The 18637-nt window shown below is 65.3% G+C and carries 21 protein-coding genes; 7 read left to right on the forward strand and 14 right to left on the reverse strand.

The genetic code is table 11. From position 1 onward, the window contains the following. Positions 1 to 479: 479 nt before the first annotated feature. Genes O5O53_RS02065 through O5O53_RS02075 form a run of 3 tightly spaced genes read right to left on the reverse strand, consistent with a single transcriptional unit; the run spans position 480 to position 2607 of the window. Positions 480 to 1478, reverse strand: a complete 999-nt coding sequence (locus tag O5O53_RS02065; protein ID WP_269508570.1) for a hypothetical protein — start codon at positions 1476 to 1478, stop codon at positions 480 to 482. Further along, positions 1478 to 2236: an ATP-binding cassette domain-containing protein gene (locus O5O53_RS02070; protein WP_269508574.1), complete on the reverse strand. Its 759-nt coding sequence runs from the start codon at positions 2234 to 2236 to the stop codon at positions 1478 to 1480. Before O5O53_RS02070 ends, O5O53_RS02065 begins: the two co-directional genes overlap by 1 nt. Further along, the gene (locus O5O53_RS02075; protein ID WP_269508576.1) at positions 2233 to 2607 is read right to left on the reverse strand and encodes a GntR family transcriptional regulator; all 375 of its coding nucleotides are present in this window, start codon (positions 2605 to 2607) and stop codon (positions 2233 to 2235) included. Before O5O53_RS02075 ends, O5O53_RS02070 begins: the two co-directional genes overlap by 4 nt. Before the next feature lie 183 nt (positions 2608 to 2790). On the opposite strand from O5O53_RS02075, the gene O5O53_RS02080 reads away from it, so the two are divergent. Then, positions 2791 to 4197, forward strand: coding sequence for an NYN domain-containing protein (locus O5O53_RS02080; RefSeq protein ID WP_269508578.1), 1407 nt, complete (start codon positions 2791 to 2793; stop codon positions 4195 to 4197). A 317-nt stretch (positions 4198 to 4514) separates the two neighbouring features. Here the strand turns inward: O5O53_RS02080 and O5O53_RS02085 are convergent, their stop codons facing one another. Further along, on the reverse strand, positions 4515 to 5477 hold the full coding sequence (locus tag O5O53_RS02085; RefSeq protein ID WP_269508580.1) for a PspA/IM30 family protein: 963 nt from the start codon (positions 5475 to 5477) through the stop codon (positions 4515 to 4517). Between the two features lie 88 nt (positions 5478 to 5565). Further along, positions 5566 to 5937: a thioredoxin gene (gene trxA, locus O5O53_RS02090; RefSeq protein ID WP_269508583.1), complete on the reverse strand. Its 372-nt coding sequence runs from the start codon at positions 5935 to 5937 to the stop codon at positions 5566 to 5568. 121 nt (positions 5938 to 6058) lie between these two features. Here trxA and O5O53_RS02095 point away from each other — a divergent pair, with 121 nt between their 5' ends. The 4 genes from O5O53_RS02095 to O5O53_RS02110 are packed head-to-tail and all read left to right on the forward strand — an operon-like array spanning position 6059 to position 10129. Further along, entirely contained in the window at positions 6059 to 6259 is a 201-nt protein-coding gene (locus tag O5O53_RS02095) for a heavy-metal-associated domain-containing protein (RefSeq protein WP_070472153.1), read from the forward strand. Between the two features lie 12 nt (positions 6260 to 6271). Beyond that, entirely contained in the window at positions 6272 to 6472 is a 201-nt protein-coding gene (locus O5O53_RS02100) for a heavy-metal-associated domain-containing protein (RefSeq protein ID WP_181889295.1), read from the forward strand. 34 nt (positions 6473 to 6506) lie between these two features. Beyond that, complete coding sequence (locus O5O53_RS02105; protein ID WP_269508585.1) at positions 6507 to 8774, forward strand: heavy metal translocating P-type ATPase; 2268 nt, start codon at positions 6507 to 6509, stop codon at positions 8772 to 8774. Positions 8775 to 8815: 41 nt separating this feature from the next. After that, positions 8816 to 10129: an MFS transporter gene (locus O5O53_RS02110; RefSeq protein WP_269508588.1), complete on the forward strand. Its 1314-nt coding sequence runs from the start codon at positions 8816 to 8818 to the stop codon at positions 10127 to 10129. Positions 10130 to 10147: 18 nt separating this feature from the next. Here the strand turns inward: O5O53_RS02110 and O5O53_RS02115 are convergent, their stop codons facing one another. Continuing rightward, positions 10148 to 10336 carry a hypothetical protein gene (locus O5O53_RS02115; RefSeq protein WP_070844554.1) on the reverse strand — a complete coding sequence of 63 codons (189 nt, stop codon included), beginning with the start codon at positions 10334 to 10336 and terminating at the stop codon, positions 10148 to 10150. A 106-nt stretch (positions 10337 to 10442) separates the two neighbouring features. Beyond that, positions 10443 to 11960 carry a replicative DNA helicase gene (dnaB, locus tag O5O53_RS02120; protein ID WP_269508591.1) on the reverse strand — a complete coding sequence of 506 codons (1518 nt, stop codon included), beginning with the start codon at positions 11958 to 11960 and terminating at the stop codon, positions 10443 to 10445. Positions 11961 to 12334: 374 nt separating this feature from the next. Between dnaB and O5O53_RS02125 the strand changes: the two genes are divergently transcribed. Continuing rightward, complete coding sequence (locus O5O53_RS02125; protein ID WP_269508595.1) at positions 12335 to 12754, forward strand: hypothetical protein; 420 nt, start codon at positions 12335 to 12337, stop codon at positions 12752 to 12754. Here the strand turns inward: O5O53_RS02125 and O5O53_RS02130 are convergent. Continuing rightward, positions 12731 to 14791: a RecQ family ATP-dependent DNA helicase gene (locus O5O53_RS02130; protein ID WP_269508598.1), complete on the reverse strand. Its 2061-nt coding sequence runs from the start codon at positions 14789 to 14791 to the stop codon at positions 12731 to 12733. The genes O5O53_RS02125 and O5O53_RS02130 overlap by 24 nt on opposite strands. A gap of 60 nt (positions 14792 to 14851) precedes the next feature. On the opposite strand from O5O53_RS02130, the gene O5O53_RS02135 reads away from it, so the two are divergent. After that, positions 14852 to 14986, forward strand: a complete 135-nt coding sequence (locus O5O53_RS02135; protein ID WP_269508601.1) for a hypothetical protein — start codon at positions 14852 to 14854, stop codon at positions 14984 to 14986. On the opposite strand, the gene O5O53_RS02140 is transcribed toward O5O53_RS02135, so the two are convergent. The 6 genes from O5O53_RS02140 to rplI all read right to left on the reverse strand — a co-directional run bounded on the left by O5O53_RS02140 (position 14987) and on the right by rplI (position 18603). After that, a complete protein-coding gene (locus O5O53_RS02140; RefSeq protein ID WP_269508603.1) occupies positions 14987 to 15661 on the reverse strand; it encodes an AAA family ATPase in 675 nt (224 codons plus the stop codon). Between the two features lie 162 nt (positions 15662 to 15823). Beyond that, positions 15824 to 16510, reverse strand: coding sequence for an AAA family ATPase (locus O5O53_RS02145; protein WP_269508605.1), 687 nt, complete (start codon positions 16508 to 16510; stop codon positions 15824 to 15826). A 2-nt stretch (positions 16511 to 16512) separates the two neighbouring features. Then, positions 16513 to 16911, reverse strand: a complete 399-nt coding sequence (locus tag O5O53_RS02150) for a type II toxin-antitoxin system VapC family toxin (RefSeq protein ID WP_239307179.1) — start codon at positions 16909 to 16911, stop codon at positions 16513 to 16515. A gap of 8 nt (positions 16912 to 16919) precedes the next feature. After that, the gene (locus O5O53_RS02155; RefSeq protein ID WP_239307180.1) at positions 16920 to 17207 is read right to left on the reverse strand and encodes an antitoxin; all 288 of its coding nucleotides are present in this window, start codon (positions 17205 to 17207) and stop codon (positions 16920 to 16922) included. A gap of 54 nt (positions 17208 to 17261) precedes the next feature. Further along, positions 17262 to 18023 carry a chymotrypsin family serine protease gene (locus O5O53_RS02160; RefSeq protein WP_269508607.1) on the reverse strand — a complete coding sequence of 254 codons (762 nt, stop codon included), beginning with the start codon at positions 18021 to 18023 and terminating at the stop codon, positions 17262 to 17264. A gap of 127 nt (positions 18024 to 18150) precedes the next feature. Further along, positions 18151 to 18603, reverse strand: coding sequence for a 50S ribosomal protein L9 (rplI, locus tag O5O53_RS02165; RefSeq protein WP_181889306.1), 453 nt, complete (start codon positions 18601 to 18603; stop codon positions 18151 to 18153). Positions 18604 to 18637: the final 34 nt, after the last annotated feature.

Raw genomic sequence — 18637 nt, forward strand, 5'->3', positions numbered from 1 at the left:
AAAGTGCTGGACTGGCAAAATCCAAAAATTACAAAGGTTCACACCAACCCCCAACCCGACGGGGCACAAAGGAGGCTGGCCAAAAAAATACGTGAAACATGTTCAACCACACCCCACGCACACTATGAACCAAACAGATGACGCGATCCATCATTGGAATTCAACCACGCCACCACCGGCACACACCCACAACAGGGCACACACCACACAGTGCACAAAAAGGCAGGCAAACACACCCACGCAACAAAAGTACATTGGCACACTATCGAGTTCTCAAACAACACCAGCACACCCAAACCAACCCACACAAGTGGACCAGTCCGAAGGTGACTTTGGAATCTATCAGCGATTGTTTTCCTGCCCGCCACACAAACCGGAAAGAATCTCATCTTCCAGCGGGGCGTTGTCGGTCTCGCTGACTCGATATAAGTTACACACACCCCACGCACAACACAAACCCGCAGCACAGAGACGCTTTTTCACACGTTCTTACGTGCTTGTTTTGGGTTCATATAGCCACCCAAGAACGCGGCGTGCATGCCAACACCGATCAGCAACAACTGCCCAGCGACAAAGAGGCAGTACAAGGCCTCCCCGTCCATGAAGGACGGCACTTCTGCAGTCTGCGAAACCGGGATGGCCAGGAACATCGCCGGCAACAACCCCATACCGCTGCGACGCACCTTCATCGCCGACCCCAGCACCGCGCACGCAAACGCCCCCGCGGCCCCGACCACCACCGCAGCCCAGCTCAAGTGCGAAACAAAGCCGACAACCAACACGTAGAGCAGCACCGACCCCGTCGACGCCGCCAGCGACACCGCAAGCCAGCGCCGTCGCGGAACCCCGTAACTCGCGCCGACGTCCGGTCCGGCGATAGCCGAGCCGTACATGCAGTACACGCCGTACCAAACCAACAGCGGCAACGCCCCGATCCACAACCTCAAAGGCTCACTACCGATGAAGCTGGCCAGGTACAGCGTCACGCAGTGCGCCGCCGCGATACCCAAAGCCCACAGCAGCTGCGGTTTCCACACCAGCTCAACAAGGAAACCGCCGGACCCCAGGCGCCCGCGAACGCGTTCGCGCCCTTCCGGCACTTCGCCGGTGACAAAGCGCTGCCCCATAATCAGACCGATCGCCAACGCACTCAGGGCGCCCAGCACGCCGACCCAATCGGGCCGCAGCAGCAGCGCCACCACCACACCGATCACGACCGCGGGCACCACAGCCATCGCGGCCAGTCGCAGCCGCCAGGCCCGGGGCATCCCGTACGCCATGTATGCCGTCTCCTCCATCGACAGCGCACCAATCACAAACAGGGTCACCATCGCAGGTGTCATCACCGCAGTGAGCGGGTGGTCCGTAATCGTCGCGCCGAGGCCGAACATCACCGCCAGCGGCACCATCCACAGCAGCCTGTACAGCGAGGGCGCGACGAACTGGTGGCGGAAGAATCCGAGCAGGGTCGTGTTCATCAGTACACCTCCAGGTAGTGCTCGATGAGGTCGTCGAAGTGGGCGGGGCGGGCATGGCGCGAAGCGGCGTCGATAGGCAAAAGCTCCCCTCCAGCCACCGCGAAGCTGTCGGCGTCCTCGGGGGCACATTGCTTTGCGACGACCCCCTCACGCCCCAGAATCACCGCCGTATCCAGCACCTTCGCCGCATCATCGATGTGATGGGTGGCCATGACAATGGTGCGGCCGGTCTCGGCCTGGGCCAGCAGGTGGCGGTAGAACACGTCGGTGTTGTGGGTGTCCAGGCCGACGTAGGGCTCGTCGAGGAGCAGAAGATCGGTGCCGGATGCGAGGCCGATCACGATGGCGACCATGGCCCGCTGGCCGCGGGAGAGCTTTTCGTAGCGGGTTTCCAAGGCCTGGTCCATGGCGAAATCGGCGGTCAGTTCGCTGGCAAGCTGCTGGTTCCAGGTGCGGTAGCGCAGGCGCGCGCCCTTGATCACGTCCGCGCCGGACCATGCGCCCGGATACGCGGTGTCCACGCCGGTCAGGCAGGTGTTGTCCATGACAAACGCGTTGTCGAAGGGGCGCTGGCCGAAGACCTCGACGGTGCCGGAGGTGGGCTTGAGCTGGCCGGCGACGATCCGCAACAGCGTGGACTTGCCCACGCCGTTGCGGCCAAGCAGGCCATGGATGCCGGGGCCCAGTTCCAGGTCGACGCCGGTGAGCACCTCCTTCGCGCGGAAACGGCGGGTGAGGTCGCGGGTGTGGATGGTCATTGGTACATGCCTCTGCTTTCTGCGACGCGGTCGATCAGGTCGTGGAGGTTGGAGCGGGAATAGCCGAGGTGCAGCGCTTCGTCGATGAGCGGGGCGACGTAGTCGCCGGCGAAGTCGTCGCGGCGCTTTTCCAGGATGCGGTCGCGGGCCCCGTCGGTGACGAACATGCCGAGGCCGCGGCGCTTCTCCAGCACGTGATCGTCGACAAGCAATGCAAGCCCCTTGCGCGCCGTGGCGGGATTAATTTCATGGAACTGGGCGAGCTGATTCGTCGACGGTGCTTGCTCGCCGGGCTGCAATGTGCCGTCGACGATGAGGTCGGCGACGAAGCTGGCGATCTGCACGAAGAGGGGCTCTGCTTCTGTGTTCATGCCCTGCCCTCCGGTTGATTGGTTGGTTACTCGAGTAACTAACTGACTATCACGGGGCCCGGGGGAGCGCAACCAGTTCGCAGGAAACCGTGACAAATACGACGTGGAATGACTGAGCTTTTTCAGGCAAGATGGTGCGTGTAACGCAACTTAGTAACGAAAAAGAATCGGAATTTAGGAGCCATGCTTGAACGCACACTTGTGTTCGTCGACACGTCATACCTTCTCGCGAGCTTTTACAACTCGTGGGAAATCGGCGCCCGCGCACAGTTAGAAATTGACTTGCCGGAGGTTGTGGCAACCCTCGGCAAAATGATCACCGACCAGCTCAACCAACCAATCCACCGCCAGTTCTGGTACGACGGCATCCCCGACTCAGGCCCGCACCGCTACCAGCGCGCGCTGCGCACCTGCGACGGCGTGCAACTGCGCACCGGCCAACTCATCGAGTGGGGCGAGCGCCGCACCCAAAAGGGCGTGGACACCCGCCTCGTCGCCGACCTTGTGGTCAACGGCGTGAGCGAAAAATTCACCGACTTCGTGCTGGTCTCCGGCGACGCGGACATGATCCCCGGCGTCGAGGAAGTGACCAGCCGCGGCGCACGCATGCACCTCTACGGCTTCGGCTGGGACTCCATGTCCTCCGCCCTGCGCCACGCCTGCGACAGCACCACCATCCTCGACCCGCGCGAAGACTTCGCCGACGCCATGCGCCTCCAGGTGCTCGAGGGCCCGCTCCCGCCCAGCATCAGGGAGCGCCCGCTTAACGACGCTGCTCCGCTCGAAGAGGCGGACGGCCCCACCGCGGTTCCAGGGCTGGGCCCCGACCCGCTCCGGCCGGACGCCAGCGCTGCGGGGGACAACTCGGATTCGGACGCTACTTCGAATGCCGCCTCTGCGGGTGCTTCGTCCGCCCCGAAGCCGGGACAGGCGCCTGCTGCCGCACCCGCTGCCCCTGCCGCCCCGAAGCCGTCGGACATCGTGGGCACCCCGACCTCGCAACAACGCACCCACCGCCCGGACGAACCAGAGATGGACGAGCCCTCCGAGGCACAGGTGGAGGCCAACAACGAGTCGAACAAGCCCGGCAACCAGAACGTCTCCAGCGAGCCCGACCGCCCGTCGGCGCCCGCCCCGTCGGCCCCGGCCCCGTCGGCACCCGCCGAAAGCGCGAAGCCGACGCCCGCGTCGCTCGCCGGCACCAACTCGGATGCGTCTGCGAGCGCGCCGAAGCCCGGCCCCAAGCCTGCGCCGAAGCCGTCGATGATGGCCCCGCGCCGCAAGCTGCGCTCCCGCTACGTGCCGCTGCCCGAGGAAGTGTGGACCTCCGCCGGCTTCCAAACCCCCTACGACGTGGGCCAGCAGTACGCCAACTGGTGGTTTGAAAACGCCGCCTCCAGCGAACAGCGCGACAACGCCCATCTCCTGTCCGGCGGCGGGCTGCCCCCGGAGATCGACCGGCCGCTGCTGCAGTTCGCCTGCGAAACCCTGCACGAGTACACCTTGTCCGAGACTCAGCGTGTCAATCTCCGCGACGGGTTCCATTCCGGCATCCGCGGCGTACTCATCAACATCCGCCGGGAGACCTAGCGCGGTTCCGGCGTTTCTACGGCGCCCCGGGGGGCTTCGGCCCCTTGGGGCGCCTTTCCGCCCCTCTTGCGGGGATAGTTCACTCGCTTGTGAACTAATCGGACTGCGGGCTTCCAGCGTCCTGGGGAAAATGAATTAATCAACCGTCCAAGTGGAACTAATTCACCAAACCGCTCCCGGCGAGTGAACAAACCTGCCAGAGGGCGCCGACACTTCGTGGCGGAATCTGTCAGGCGACCACTCGACGCCCAGTTCAGCACAAACGGCCGCCGTAATCTGTGTCAGGCGGCCGTTTGTGATCTGCTAGTTGGAGGCGGTTAGTCCTCGTCGCGCATGTACTTCTCGGCGTCGGCAAGGATGTCGTCGGTGTTGTTGGCGTTGTCGGTGTCGGAGGTCTCCGGGGCGCCGGCGGCGACGCGACGGGAGCTGCCGGACGGCTTCTGCTCGGCGGCCGAGTCGGCGGCCCCGGCGGCCTCGCCCTGCGAGCCCTCGCCCTCACCAGAGCCCGCCTCGAGCTGGCGGTCCGCGTCACCGGCGCCCGCGCCGGAGCCGGCCTCGAGCTCGCCGGACATGGACGCGCGGATCTGGTCCAGACGGCTGGCGGCGGCAGCGTCGGTGGAGCCGGACTCGATCTCGGCCATGCGGTCGGTCATGGAGTCCTTCATCAGCTCCTGCTGGCCCAAGGCGTTGGCGTAGCGACGCTCGATCTTGTCGCGCACACCGTCGAGGGTGGGCACGTTGTCGTCGTTGAACTGGTTCATCGAGTCCATGGTCTTGGCCGTCTGCTCCTGCATGCGGGCCTGGTTGAGCTGGGACTCGAGCTGGGAGACCTGGGAGAGCTGCTCCTTCAGGTGCGCCTCGGACTGCTGCTGCTTCTGCTGCGCTTCCTTGGCGGCGTGGTCGGCGGACGCGTAGGCCTGCTTGGTCTGCTCGAGCTCCTGCTCCACGGACACCAGCTGGGTGGCGATGACCTCGGCGGCGTTGTTGAACTGCTGCGCCTTCTCGGCGTCGCCGGCCGCCTCCGCCTTCTGCGCGGCCTGCAGGGCGGTGCGCGCCTTGTTCTGCAGATCCTCCTGGGACTTGATCAGGCGTTCCATCTTCATCTGCAGCTGGTTCCGGTTGCCGATGATGTTGGCCGCGTGCTCGGAGATCGCCTTGTGCTGCTCCTTCGCAGCAGCGACGGCTTGCTGGATCTGCACCTTCGGGTCTGCGTTCTGGTCGATCTTGGTGTCGAACGACTGCATGAGGTACTTCCAGCCCTTGCTAAACGGGTTCGCCATTGGAGTGTCCTTCCGGTGGTGGGGTTCGTCGTTAGGCAAGTGTACGCATGAAAAAAGCGCCCGTCTCGCGGGCGCTGAATAAAAAGGCCTACTGCTCGGAGGCGTTCTGCTCGGCAATCTGGCGGCGGACGTCATCCATGTCCAGGTCCTTGACCTGCTGGATCAGGTCGTCGAACGCGGCGGGCGGCATAGCGCCAGCGTTCTGGTAGATCAGGATACCGTCGCGGAACGCCATCAGCGTCGGGATCGCCTGGATCTCCAGGGCGGACGCGAGCTGCTGGTTGGCCTCGGTGTCGAGCTTGGCAAACGTGACGTCGGTGTGCTTCTCAGAGGCCTTCTCATACGTCGGCGCGAACTGCTTGCAGGGGCCGCACCAGTCCGCCCATGCGTCCACAAACACGATTCCGTCTTGGGTAACGGTCTCCTGGAAAGTGTCCTCGGTTACATCGATCGTGCTCAAAGTACACTCCTTAAAGCTTTTGGTTATTGTTGTAGAGATTGCAACGGGTACAACCCTAACAATGTCCGAGCTATTCCAAGCCGGGCTGGAACGAGTGGAAACCAGGAGGCGTGCAGCAGCCATGACGAAGACGTACCGGATCTCGGGCCCGAAGGACGAAGTTGCGGTCGATTCGCTCAAAGACGAGCTGTCGCTGGTGGACGGCACACACGAGGTGGATGTGGACCTCGAGGCCGGCCACCTCACCGTTGTCGGCTTCACCTTCGCCGACGAAGATATTGTGCAGGCGGCGAAAAACGCCGGCTACGTAATCGAGATATAAGGAGGACACACCATGGCTGAACGCGAGTTCAACGTTGAGGGCATGACCTGCGGGCACTGCGAAATGAGCGTGCAGGAGGAGATCTCCGAGGTCGCCGGTGTGACCGCTGTGAAGGCGGACCACACCACCGGGACTGTCACCGTCGAGGGTGACGGTTTTTCCACCGACGACATCGCGGCCGCGGTGAAAGAAGCTGGTTACACACTGGCCTAACGCTTAGGACCGGCCCGGGCCTAAAGTGGGGGTTATGACTGAAACCCCCATAGCATTGCAGCACGTCGAGCTAGGCGTGACGGGGATGACCTGCTCGTCGTGCTCTTCGCGCGTGCAGCGCAAACTGAACAAGCTCGACGGCGTGGACGCCACGGTGAACTACTCCACCGAAACGGCCACCGTCGATTTCGATCCGGCGAAGGCGTCGTCGCAGTTGCTTATCGACGAAGTACGCTCCGCCGGGTACGACGCGTTTGAAATGACTGATGACGCGGTTGGGGGTGAGGCGGCGGCGGCCGGAGGGGCGTCGACAAGCGAGAAGCTCGAAGGCGCGCGCCTGGAGGAAGCCGAAAAGCTGAAACGCACCACGATTTGGGCGGCGCTGGTCTCGCTGCCGGTGATGGTGGTGAGCATGGTGCCGGCGCTGCAGTTCACCAACTGGCAGTGGGCGGCGTTTGCGGCGGCGACGCTGGTGTTTTTCGCCGCGGGCAGCGTGTTCCACCGCGCGACCTGGGTGAACCTGAAGCACGGCGCGGCGACGATGGACACGCTGATCACGCTGGGCACGTCCGCGGCGTACCTGTGGTCCGTGTGGGCGCTGTTTTTCGGCAACGCGGGCGAGCCGGGGATGACAATGGAAATGTCCATCTTCCCGTCGCACGCGGGCATGGACGAGATCTACCTCGAGTCCGTGTGCGTGGTGATTACGTTCCTGCTGCTAGGCAGGTGGTTTGAAACGCGGGCGAAGGGGCAGTCCTCGGAGGCGCTGCGCGAGCTTTTGGACATGGGCGCCAAGGACGCCGCCGTGATCCGGGGCGGCAAGGAAGTGCGCGTGCCGATCGCCCAAGTGGCGGTGGGCGACACGTTCATCGTGCGCCCCGGCGAGAAGATCGCCACCGACGGCCGCGTGGTCTCCGGGCACTCCGCGGTGGACGAATCCATGCTCACCGGCGAGTCCGTGCCCGTGGAGGTCACCGAGGGCTCCGCGGTCACCGGCGCCACGCTGAACACTTCCGGGCGCCTGGTGGTGGAGGCCACCCGTGTCGGCGCCGAAACCACGCTGGCCCAGATGGGCAAGCTCGTGCGCGACGCGCAGGCCGGCAAGGCGCCGGTGGAGCGGCTGGTGGACAAGATCTCGCAGGTCTTCGTGCCCGTTGTGGTGCTGGTTGCGCTGGTGACGCTGGCCGGACACCTCCTGGTGGGCCATAGCGTTGCCCACGCGTTCACCGCGGCGGTGGCGGTGCTGATCATCGCCTGCCCGTGCGCGCTTGGGCTTGCCACCCCGACCGCGATCCTGGTGGGCACCGGCCGCGGCGCCCAGCTGGGGCTGCTAATCAAGGGTCCCGAGGTGCTCGAATCCACCCGCCAGGTGGACACGGTGGTCATGGACAAGACCGGCACGATCACGTCGGGCGAGATGGGGGTTACGGACGTCGTCGCAGCGGACGGCTTCGAGGCTGACGAGGTACTGCGGCTCGCCGCCGGCGTGGAGGCCGGCTCCGAGCACCCGATCGCCCGCGCGATCGTGGAGGCGGCCAGCGATGTGCCGGCCTCGGAGAACTTCCAAAATGAGGTGGGCAAGGGAGCGTCCGCGCTTATCGACGGCCACCCGGTCCGCGTCGGCCGCCCCTCCGTGACGCTTGGCGGGCTAGCCAGCGCCTTCGAGGACGCCGAACGTGCCGGGGCGACCCCGGTGGCCGTCGAGGTGGACGGCGCCCTGGCCGGGTTCGTCGCCGTGCGCGACACCGTGAAGGCAGATTCCGCCGACGCCGTGGCGCAGCTGCGGGAGCTGGGGCTCACACCGCACCTGCTCACCGGCGACAACGCCGGCGCGGCCGAAGCTGTCGCCGCGGAAGTGGGCATTGACCCGGCCAACGTCACCGCGGGCGTCCTGCCAGAGGACAAAGTGGAGGTGGTCAAGCGCCTCCAGGCCGAGGGCAAACACGTGGCCATGGTCGGCGACGGTGTCAACGACGCCGCGGCGCTCGCCCAGGCGGACCTGGGCTTGGCCATGGGCGCGGGCACGGACGTGGCCATCGAGGCCGCGGACATCGCGCTGATGCGCAACTCGCTGACCTCCGCTGCGGACGCGATCAGGCTGTCGCGCAAGACCCTGAAGACCATCAAGGGCAACCTGTTCTGGGCGTTCGCCTACAACGTCATCCTCATCCCGGTGGCCGCGCTGGGCTTCCTCAATCCGATGCTCGCCGGCATCGCGATGGCGTTCAGCTCGGTGTTCGTGGTGTCGAACTCGCTGCGGCTGCGGGCGTTCAACTCCGTGTCGTCGGGCGCAGGTGAATAAAAACTGCCAACGCGCGGGAGAGCGCGCCCTACACTCCCCGCATGAACTCTTCTGCGCAGCTCACCCGCACTGAGCGACTGGACCGCCTGCCGGTCACCCCGAAACACAAGCGCCTGCTGGTCGGCTCCGGGATCGGCTGGGCCCTCGACGCGATGGACATCGGCCTCGTGTCCTTCATCCTCGCCGCGCTGGCCGCGCAGTGGAATTTGGACAACACCACCACGGGGTGGATTGCGTCGGTGGGGTTCGTGGGCATGGCCATCGGCGCGAGCCTGGGCGGGCTGCTCGCCGACAAGATCGGCCGGCGCCAAGTCTTCGCCGCAACGCTCTTGCTCTACGGACTGGCCACCGGCGCGTCGGCGCTGGCGTGGTCGGTGGCGTCGCTGATGGTGTTTCGTTTCCTGGTGGGCCTCGGCCTCGGCGCGGAGCTTCCGGTTGCGTCCACACTGGTCAGCGAGTTTTCGCCGCGGAAGGTCCGGGGGCGCATGGTCGTGCTCTTAGAGGCGTTTTGGGCGGTGGGGTGGATCATGGCGGCCGTCATCGGCACGTTCGTAGTGGCGCAAAGCGACAACGGCTGGCGCTGGGGCTTCGCGCTCGGCGCGGTGCCAGCCATGTACGCCATCTACGTGCGCATGGGACTGCCGGAATCCGTGCGCTTCCTCGAATCAGTGGGCCGGCACGACGAAGCCGAACGGATCGTCCGCGACTTCGAGGCCGAGGCCGACCCCGCGCAGTGCGACACCGCCGCGCCAGCCCAGGAACACCCCGTCGATGGCGGAATCTGGGGCCCGGAGCTGCGCGGGCGCACCGCCGCGTTTTGGGCAATTTGGTTCTGCGTGTCGCTGTCCTACTACGGCGCGTTCATCTGGATCCCGTCCCTGCTGGTGGAGCAGGGTTTCTCCCTGGTTCGCTCGTTCACCTTCACGCTGATCATCACCCTGGCGCAGCTGCCCGGCTACGCCGCGGCCGCCTGGCTCATCGAGCGGTGGGGCCGCCGCATCACGCTGGCAAGTTTCCTCGCGGGCTCGGCGATTGCTGCGTTCGCGTACGGCATGGCCAGCACGGAGTGGCAGATCATCGCTGCGGGCTGCCTGCTCAGCTTCTTCAACCTTGGGGCGTGGGGTGCGCTGTACGCGATCGGCCCGGAGCTCTACCCCACCGCTATCCGCGCAACCGGCACGGGCGCGGGCGCGGCGTTCGGCCGCATCGGCTCAATTCTCGCGCCGCTGGTGGTTCCGCCGGTGCTCGCCTTCGGCGGCGCGACGGCGGTGTTCGGCGTGTTCGCCGCCGCCTTCGCGCTTGCCTGCGCGGCGGCGTTTACGCTGCCTGAGCAGCGCGGTGTGGCGATTGCGTAGTTCAGGCGGAGCCCGTCGCTAAGCAAAAAAGCGCGTAATGCGCGACAGCAGCGACTTGTCCTCCGTCGCCTTGTCGATCTCCTCGATGTTGCGAGGCAGGTTGAGCAGGAGCGTGTTCTCCCCCGTCTTGGCGACGGTAATGCTCGGGTCGAGCTTGGCCACCGTGCTCGCGCAGGCGGCGGGGCCGTTCATGGAACGCACGGTCATGGCTTTCTCCTTTGCTACTTCGGCGTTGTGCTGTTGAAGCATAAACGCGTTTTCGCAGCGTGTCACCGTTGGAAAGCCATGCCTAACTGTTCATAGGGCAGGTTTACTAGCCGTGCGCCATGTTGACGAAGCGCGAGTAGTGCAGCTGGTGCGCCACCGGAATGGTGTCGATCGGGCCGCCGCGGTGCTTCGCCACGATGATGTCCGCCTCGCCCGCGCGCTCGTCGTCGCGGTCCTGCGAGTCCGGGCGGTAGAGCAGAAACACCATGTCGGCGTCCTGCTCCAGCGAGCCTGACTCACGCAGGTCAGCCAGCTGCGGGCGCTTGTCGGTGCGGGCCTCCGGGCCACGGTTGAGCTGGGAGATGGCGATCACCGGCACCTCGAGCTCTTTGGCCAGCAGCTTGAGGTGACGGGAGAACTCCGAGACCTCCTGCTGGCGCGACTCGACCTTCTTGCCGGAGCTCATCAGCTGCAGGTAGTCCACCACAATCAGGTCCAGGCCGTGCTGCTGCTTCAGGCGGCGCGCCTTGGAGCGGATTTCCATCATGGTGAGGTTCGGGGAGTCGTCGATAAACAGCGGCGCGTCCTGGATCTCGGTGAGGCGGTGGGTGAGCTTCTCCCAATCACGCTCCTCCATCTGGCCCGAGCGCATCGCCGAGAGCTTGATCTCCGTCTCCGCGGACAGCATGCGCATGATGATCTCGGAGGCGCTCATCTCCAGCGAGAAGATCACGGACGTCTTGTTCTGGTGGATCGAGCAGGAGCGCATGAAGTCCAGCGCGAGCGTGGACTTACCCACACCGGGTCGCGCCGCGATGATGATCATCTGACCGGCGTGCAGGCCGTTGGTGAGCTTGTCCAGGTCGATGAATCCGGTGGGCACGCCCGCCTCGAGCGCGCCGCCGGAGGCGATCATGGTCAGCTCGTCAATAGTGGGCTTGAGCAGTTCCGACAGCGGGCGGTAGTCTTCGCCCGACTGGTTGCGGGTGATGTTGAAGACCTTCTGCTGGGCGTGGTCGACGATCGCGTCGACCTCCATGCCCTCCTCGCCCTCGTAGCCGAGCTGCACCACCTGCGTGCCGGCGTTGACCAGCTGGCGCAGGATCGACTTTTCCTCCACGATCTCCGCGTAGTAGCGCGCGTTCGCCGCCGTGGGAACCTCGGAGATCAGCGTGTGCAGATACGGCGCGCCGCCGACGCGCTCGAGCTCGTTGATGCGGTCCAGCCGCCCAGCGACAATGAGCACGTCGACGTTGCTGCCCTGCGCGAACAGGTCCAGGATGGCCTGGTAGATCAGCTGGTGCGCCGGAAAGTAGAAGTCGTCCGGGCGCAGGCTTTCCGCCACGTCCAGGATGACGTCGGGGTTGAGTAGCATCGCGCCGATGACGGAGCGCTCCGCCAGCTCGTCGTGCGGCGGCGTGCGATATTCCTGCAGCTCGTTGTTGCCGCGGTTGAAGTTGGAGTAGCGGTTGCTTGTCGACGAGCTACCGCCCCTGCCGCCGCGCCCCCTCGTGCTCCCGCTGTTGCCTTGGAACGCGTCAAAGTCGGAGTCGCTGAAGTCCCCGTAGTCCGCGGCCGGTTCCGGCGGCGGCACGTAGTCGTCGAAGCTGTCGTCTGCACCCATGGGCTCCCCTTTCGCTGTGCGTATGAGACTACCCCGTAATGCAAACCGCAAACCGAGTTATCCACAGGGGCTGTGGACAATTGGGGAATGTGCGGGTGAGTTTTCCACAGGGGTGGTGTTTGAGGTGTGGAATTCGTGTGGATTCGAGACTCCAAGCCACTGGACAACGGTACATTTCCGCAGTTCACCCTGTATATTTTCAAACTCACGCCGAGTGACGTTTTAGGTGGATAACTCGGTTGACCACGGCGTTTGACAACCACGAAATGTCCACTCGAGTGGACAATCTAACCCCTACCCAGGCTGTATAACCCACCACTTATCCACATTCCGTCACAGGGGCGCACCCGGTGTGTTTTTGTTACCGTCGTCGCATGTCCCCACGAGCAATTCTCTGGAGTTACCTCGCCTTTGCAGTGGCGTTTCCCGCAGTGTGCGTGGCTGGGATGCGAGCGTTTGGCGGCAATCTCGACTTCGCGGCCTACAGCCTCGCCTTCGCTGTCCTCGCGGTGCTTGCAGCAGCGGGAGCGGTCGGATGGGCTGCCACCTACACCGCGGCAGCGCGGCGGAGTGGCCCTGCGCACGGTGTGGCCGTCTGGATCGCCACAGCGTGCCTTGCCGTGGGCTTCGGCTCTTTCGCCGACTCGAGCTGGCAGGAATACCAGGCGGGCATGTCGCTGCCGATCATCAACCTGTTTCTGTACCTCATCCCTCTCGGCTTACTCATCCTGCTCGGCTCGGCCGTTGCGCAGACAGCGGCGGCGAGGACCTCACGCCCGCGAGGCGAACGCTAGCGGCAGCACCTCCACACCGAATCGCTCGGCGATATCCGCAGCCGCGACGGTGACGGACCAGCCGGAATCCACCTCGCCGGCAAGCAGCAACACCGGGCCCTCGCCCACGTCGAGCCCCGAGTAGTCGAAGTACCGGTCCAGCGCATTGACGCGGAAGGCGGAGTTGCGCGCCTGAACCTCGGTCTCCCCGGCGCGCACTACCCCGCCGTAGGTCATCTGCCCCACCCGGGCCAAGGCCTCGGCGGTGGAGGCGACCATCTCCGCCCGTGCCGGGTCCGCCGAGCCGAGCGCGACCACCGTGGCCGGGCGCGTGCCCCAGTCCCAGTCCGCCAGCACGGCGACGAAGCGGGTGAGCCACTGGTCGTCGCGCCAGTCCGTGACGGGACGGTAGGTGTTGTCGCGCAGGAGCTGGGCCAGGGCGGGGCCGCGGGCGACGTCGTTGAGCCGGCCCAGCGCCTTGCCGCCGAGTACGCCCTTGATCTTGCCGCGGCGCGCGGAGCCGGTCGGCCACATCTTGCGCTGGGACAATGGCACGCCGGGGGCCTTCAGGCGGGCGTCAATGCGCTCGGCGAGCGCCGGGTCCACATCGGTGGGCAGGTGGTTGCCGGTGCAGTTGTCGCAGCGCCCACAGCGCTCCCCCTCCCCGATCGTCGGATCGTCCAGCTCGCTGCGCAAAAACACCATGCGGCAGGCGTCCGTGGCCTCGTAAGCCAGCATGAGGTCTTGTTCTTGCTCGCGGGCATCCGCCAGGCCGTCGTAACGCTTGTGGTCGTAGGACCAGGGCGCGCCGGTAGTGACCCAGCCGCCCTTGACGCGCTGCACCGCGCCGTCGACGTCCAGCACTTTCAGCGCTTGGTCAATGCGTGTGCGCGACAAGTCCACGGCGTTTTCCAGCTTCGGGGTGGACACCGGCTCGCTCCCGAGCGCGCCCAGCAGCTGCTGCACCACCGGCTCCTCCGGCATGGACACGGACGCGAAGTACTCCCACACGCGCTGATCCTCCGGTCCGGGCAACAGCACCACCTCGGCGTGGTCGGTGGCGCGCCCGGCGCGGCCGATCTGCTGGTAGTAGCTCACCGGCGAGCTCGGCGCGCCCAGGTGCACCACGAAGCCGAGGTCCGGCTTGTCAAAGCCCATGCCGAGCGCCGAGGTGGCCACCAGGGCTTTGAGTTCGTTGTGTATCAGCGCCTGCTCGAGGCGCTCGCGCTCCTCCGCCTCCGTGCGGCCGGTGTAGGCGACCACGTTCCACCCGGCCGTTTCCAGCGCCTCCGCCAGGTCGTGCGCGGCGGCGACGGTCAGGCAGTAGATGATGCCGGAGCCATCCACCTGCGCCAAGTACTGCGCGATCCAGGCGGCGCGCTGGGTGGGGTCTGCAAGCTGCACGACGTTGAGCGACAACGACTCGCGGTCCAGCCCGCCGCGGAGTACGCCGGTGCCCTCGCCCAACTGGGCGACAACGTCGGCCACCACGCGGTCATTCGCCGTTGCGGTGGTGGCCAGGACGGGGGTGTTGGCCGGGAGGTCGTCGATAAGCAAAGAAATGCGCCGGTAATCCGGCCTGAAATCGTGCCCCCAGTCGGAGATGCAGTGGGCCTCATCCACGACCAGCATGCCGACGGACTGCGCGAGCTGCGGCAGCACCTCATCGCGGAAACCCGGCGCGTTGAGGCGCTCCGGGCTGATCAGGAGCAGGTCCAGCTTGTCGACGTCCGCCTGGATCTCCTCCCACTGCGTCATGTTCGCGGAGTTGATCGTGGCCGCCCAGATGCCGGCGCGTGCGGCCGCTTCGACCTGGTTGCGCATGAGCGCGAGCAGCGGCGAAACGATAATCGACGGGCCCTCGCCCGACTCGCGCAACAGCTTCGCGGCGATAAAGTACACCGCCGATTTTCCCCAGCCCGTGCGCTGCACCACTAGCATGCGTTTGCGCTGGTTAACGAGGGAATCGACGGCCGTCCACTGGTCGTCGCGCAGGACGGCGTGGGGCCCCGCGATGCCCTTGAGAAGTTCGTCCGCTTGTTCGCGTGTCGCAGTCATGGCGCACACCATATACCACGGCCCCGACACGGGTGTTCGAACAGTGGTACCGTCCGCAACATGCCCGACAAAGAACCCGAAGAACCGCTGCAGGAGACCGTGGACTTCGAGTACACGCGCCACAGCGCAGAAGTGGAACTTGACCGGATTTATGCGCAACGGAAAGAACTCATGCGACGACTTGCAGAGTCCTAGCTAACCCAGTTCATCCTCCGCCCAGTCCGCCATGTACTCGGCGATGCCGTGCGGGTCCGCCAGAAAGTCGCGCATCGCCCGGAACGCGAGTGTGTCTTCCACCGCGAGGCCGCGGTCCACGCCGTGTTCGCCGATCTCCACGATCTCCGCGCCAGGGATCCCGAGCACGATCGGCGAGTGCGTCACCGCAATCACCTGCGCGTCTTGCTCTCCGATCGCGTGCAGCTGCGCCACCAGCGCCATCTGCGCGACGGGGGACAGCCCGGATTCGGGTTCATCCAGCAAGTACAGCGCGTCCTGGGCAAACCGCGAGGTCAGCTCCAGCACTGACTCCCCGTGCGACCGTTCGCCAAACTCCGTCACGCGCGTGTGCGTTTCGCCGCGCATGAAATACCCGGCCTTCGCGCGCGCCCCGGTCCGAAGCGTCAGCGCGCCAAACATCGGGTCGTGGGCGCCAGGCTTATCGACGCCCCACGGCCCGCCCTCGACCTGAAACCCCCACGCGCGGGCAATCCCCTCCAACAGGGTCGACTTTCCAACGCCATTGCCGCCGGTGATCAGCGTGACCGGGTGTGTCAGCGGGAAGCCGAACTCCGCGACGTGCTCAACCACCGGCGCGTCGAGGGCCCACGGCGGGGCCTTCGACGGGTCGACGGAGATGTGCTGGATGAACATGGGGCTCATCCTACGGCGGGGTCAATACGTTGAGGTCGATAACTCCATGTCGATAGTTGCAGGTCAGCGCCTCTTGGCCTGCCGGGGCTCCAAAATCCGAAAAAGCTGTGACCAGCAACTATCGACCTCGAGATATCGACCTGAACGCTCAGGTCAGGCTCCCTAACCGTCCACCAGGAATCTCGCCGTGCCGGCCGGGTCATCGATGAACTCTTGGGTGGCGGTGACGGGCTCGGCCTCGTCGAAAAGCATGGGCTCCAGGGTGGGCACGGCGAGGATGCGGGCGTCGGGGACGGCGAGCAGCACCGGCGAGTGCGTGGCCATGAGCACCTGCGCGCCGCGGCGGATCAGCACCGCGAGCAGGCCGAGCAGTTCGAGCTGGGAGAAGACCGAGAGGCCGTCTTCGGGCTCGTCCAGGATGATCAAAGAGTCCGGGCCGAAGCGTTCGTGGGCCATGCGCATGATGCCTTGGCCGTGGCTGCGGCGAGTGAGGTCTTGCAACGGGTCTTCGATTCCGAGGCTTTCATGGTATTCGGCGAGGTCGAGGTATGTTTCGCCGCGCAGGAAGTACACGTCGCTCGGGTTCGCGCGGCGGGTCAACGTGAGCGAGGCGTGGAGCCGGGAATGGTCCGCTGCCTGGAACTGGGCGTGGCGGGAACCGCCCGCGGCGTTGGCGCCGGCGGCCATAGCGATCGCCTCCACCAGCGTGGACTTCCCCGACCCGTTGTCGCCGGTGAGGATCGTGGTTTGCGCGAGCTCGAGGGGCTTTTCAGCCAAGCGACGCACCACCGGCAGGTCGCGGGCGTAGCCTGCCACCGGCGCGTCGATGCGGACCTGGGTGACGAACATGACTACCGCCAATTCTCCAGCTTCAGGTTGGGCACGCGCGCAAACTCGCGCTCGTTTGCAGTCACAAGCACTAAATCATTTCGGATCGCCTGCGCCGCGATCCAGAGGTCGTTCGAGCCGATGACCTGCCCCCGATTCAGAAGATCAGACCGGAGCTTGCCGTATAGGCATGCGGACTCCCGATCGACCTCGAACACAGGGCAACCGTGCAGCAGGAGGTCGTACACCCGCCGCATAGCATCTGGCCTGCGGGACCTCTCGATTCCGGCCTGAATTTCGCCAAGAACCACAGTTGATAAGCAAAGCTGCGCACTAGCTAGCTCAGAACTTTTGCGAACAACCTCTGGATGGTCACCACGTTCAATATCGATCCACACATTTGTATCGAGGAGGTACCGCACCGAATCTCCTATCGCTCGACGCCGCGGTCAAGATCGGGGGGAAGGTCCTCCGGCAGATCATCAACTTCTTCGACCAGCCCAGATTCAATACCGTTTACGCGCTGGAACTCGCGCAACCTCGCCACCACATGCCCGAACGATTCTTCCTCCGGCCGCAGCAGCAAACCTTCCGGCACACGTTCGATCATCACTCTGTCCGAATCAAAGCGCAGTGCCGCCGGAATCCTGACGGCCTGGCTGTTTCCCGACATGAACACTGTCGTGCGGACTGGCCCGTCCTGAATTGGTTCGGCCATAGCAATCACCCCTAGTTCAAGTGTATATCCGAGAGGATATACACACCCTGACAACTACCGCAATCCGGCGGGCAGCGGCAGCAGGCCGTCCACCGCGAGCAGCACGCCGAACGCCGTTCCGGAGACCACGCCGATGATGTTCGCACTGCCATCCGGGTTGACCGTGTAGACCGGTCCGCCGGAATCGCCGTGCAGCGCCAAGATCAGCACTGCCAGCTCGCCGGTGTCCGGGTTCACCTTCAGCACCGGGCCGCAGGTGCGCGAGGTGCGCGCGCCGTCCTTGCACACAATCTGGCCCGGCTTCACCGCCGTCACCGGGTGGTAGCCCGCAACACGGCGGGTGGGGTTGATGCGCTGGACCGCGTCCGACAGCGGATTGACCGCGCCGATGACCGGGATGTCCACCGCCCCGCCGCGGACTGCCGCAGCGTTGGTGGCGTCGCCGGCGAGCGGGAACCAGGCGACGTCTCGAAGCGGGCTGCCCAACTTGTTGTCGCCGCGCATCTCGTAGCCGGACTCCCGCAGGTCGCCGGAGATCTTCGTGCGGCCATCCGCCGCGTACACCGCCACCGGCACCGCACCACCAATCGGCGCCAGGCAGTGGCCCGCCGTCACGCCGTAAGCCCGCCCGCCGCGGTGCGCCACCGTATTCAGCGAACAGCCGTAGCGGGAACCGTCGCTGTACGCGACCCGGATACTGTCGCCGGCGTACATCGCCACCGCCTGCGCCGGCACGGCGAACCCGGCCGCAGCAGCCGCCGCGAGCAGGAGGGACACAGCCAAAGTGCGCACGCGGCGCGCCACGGAAAACGTCATGGGCGGTATTGTATCGGCACACAAAAAGCGCGGGCCCCACTCCTCACAAGTGGGACCCGCGCTTTTAAATGCTGTTGTCGTTGGACTGCAGTTTTCCGTTCTCAGGCGGAGCAGTCGTCGATAAGCGTTATGCGCTTACGACCTCGAAGTTCACCTTGCCCTCCACGTCGTCGTGGAGGTTGACCTTGACCTGGTAGCCACCGGTCTTGGTAACAAGGCCCTTCGGCACGTTGATGCGGCGCTTATCCAAGTTCGGGCCGCCAGCGGCCTTCACAGCGTCGGCGATGTCGCCGGCCTTCACAGAGCCGAACAGCTTGCCGTTGTTAGCGGTGCGCACAGCAACCTTGACGCCCTTGAGCTGGTCGAGCTGGTCACGCAGCTCCTTCGCGTGATCCAGGTCGCGGACCTGGCGCTCAGCCTGGGCGCGCTTAATGTCTTCAATCTGCTTCTCTGCGCCGCGGGTAGCCGGGATAGCCAGGCCGCGCGGGAGCAGGAAGTTGCGTCCGTAACCGTCCTTGACCTCGACGACCTCTCCAGGCTCGCCAAGCTTCTCGACGGCAGCGGTGAGGATCAGCTTCATAATCCTAACCTTCCTTATGGTGAAAAATGCTTGA

Source organism: Corynebacterium faecium (assembly GCF_027257105.1).
In the GTDB taxonomy this organism is placed as follows: domain Bacteria; phylum Actinomycetota; class Actinomycetes; order Mycobacteriales; family Mycobacteriaceae; genus Corynebacterium; species Corynebacterium lehmanniae.

Coding starts and splice junctions, on each gene's coding strand:
- O5O53_RS02130 (WP_269508598.1), bottom strand. CDS start 14,791: ATGACTGCGACACGCGAACAAGCGGACGAACTTCTCAAGGGCATCGCG.
- O5O53_RS02095 (WP_070472153.1), top strand. CDS start 6,059: ATGACGAAGACGTACCGGATCTCGGGCCCGAAGGACGAAGTTGCGGTC.
- O5O53_RS02105 (WP_269508585.1), top strand. CDS start 6,507: ATGACTGAAACCCCCATAGCATTGCAGCACGTCGAGCTAGGCGTGACG.
- dnaB (WP_269508591.1), bottom strand. CDS start 11,960: ATGGGTGCAGACGACAGCTTCGACGACTACGTGCCGCCGCCGGAACCG.
- O5O53_RS02085 (WP_269508580.1), bottom strand. CDS start 5,477: ATGGCGAACCCGTTTAGCAAGGGCTGGAAGTACCTCATGCAGTCGTTC.
- O5O53_RS02110 (WP_269508588.1), top strand. CDS start 8,816: ATGAACTCTTCTGCGCAGCTCACCCGCACTGAGCGACTGGACCGCCTG.
- O5O53_RS02115 (WP_070844554.1), bottom strand. CDS start 10,336: ATGACCGTGCGTTCCATGAACGGCCCCGCCGCCTGCGCGAGCACGGTG.
- O5O53_RS02160 (WP_269508607.1), bottom strand. CDS start 18,023: ATGACGTTTTCCGTGGCGCGCCGCGTGCGCACTTTGGCTGTGTCCCTC.
- rplI (WP_181889306.1), bottom strand. CDS start 18,603: ATGAAGCTGATCCTCACCGCTGCCGTCGAGAAGCTTGGCGAGCCTGGA.
- O5O53_RS02100 (WP_181889295.1), top strand. CDS start 6,272: ATGGCTGAACGCGAGTTCAACGTTGAGGGCATGACCTGCGGGCACTGC.
- O5O53_RS02140 (WP_269508603.1), bottom strand. CDS start 15,661: ATGTTCATCCAGCACATCTCCGTCGACCCGTCGAAGGCCCCGCCGTGG.
- O5O53_RS02075 (WP_269508576.1), bottom strand. CDS start 2,607: ATGAACACAGAAGCAGAGCCCCTCTTCGTGCAGATCGCCAGCTTCGTC.
- O5O53_RS02065 (WP_269508570.1), bottom strand. CDS start 1,478: ATGAACACGACCCTGCTCGGATTCTTCCGCCACCAGTTCGTCGCGCCC.
- O5O53_RS02125 (WP_269508595.1), top strand. CDS start 12,335: ATGTCCCCACGAGCAATTCTCTGGAGTTACCTCGCCTTTGCAGTGGCG.
- O5O53_RS02155 (WP_239307180.1), bottom strand. CDS start 17,207: ATGGCCGAACCAATTCAGGACGGGCCAGTCCGCACGACAGTGTTCATG.
- O5O53_RS02135 (WP_269508601.1), top strand. CDS start 14,852: ATGCCCGACAAAGAACCCGAAGAACCGCTGCAGGAGACCGTGGACTTC.
- O5O53_RS02080 (WP_269508578.1), top strand. CDS start 2,791: ATGCTTGAACGCACACTTGTGTTCGTCGACACGTCATACCTTCTCGCG.
- O5O53_RS02070 (WP_269508574.1), bottom strand. CDS start 2,236: ATGACCATCCACACCCGCGACCTCACCCGCCGTTTCCGCGCGAAGGAG.
- O5O53_RS02145 (WP_269508605.1), bottom strand. CDS start 16,510: ATGTTCGTCACCCAGGTCCGCATCGACGCGCCGGTGGCAGGCTACGCC.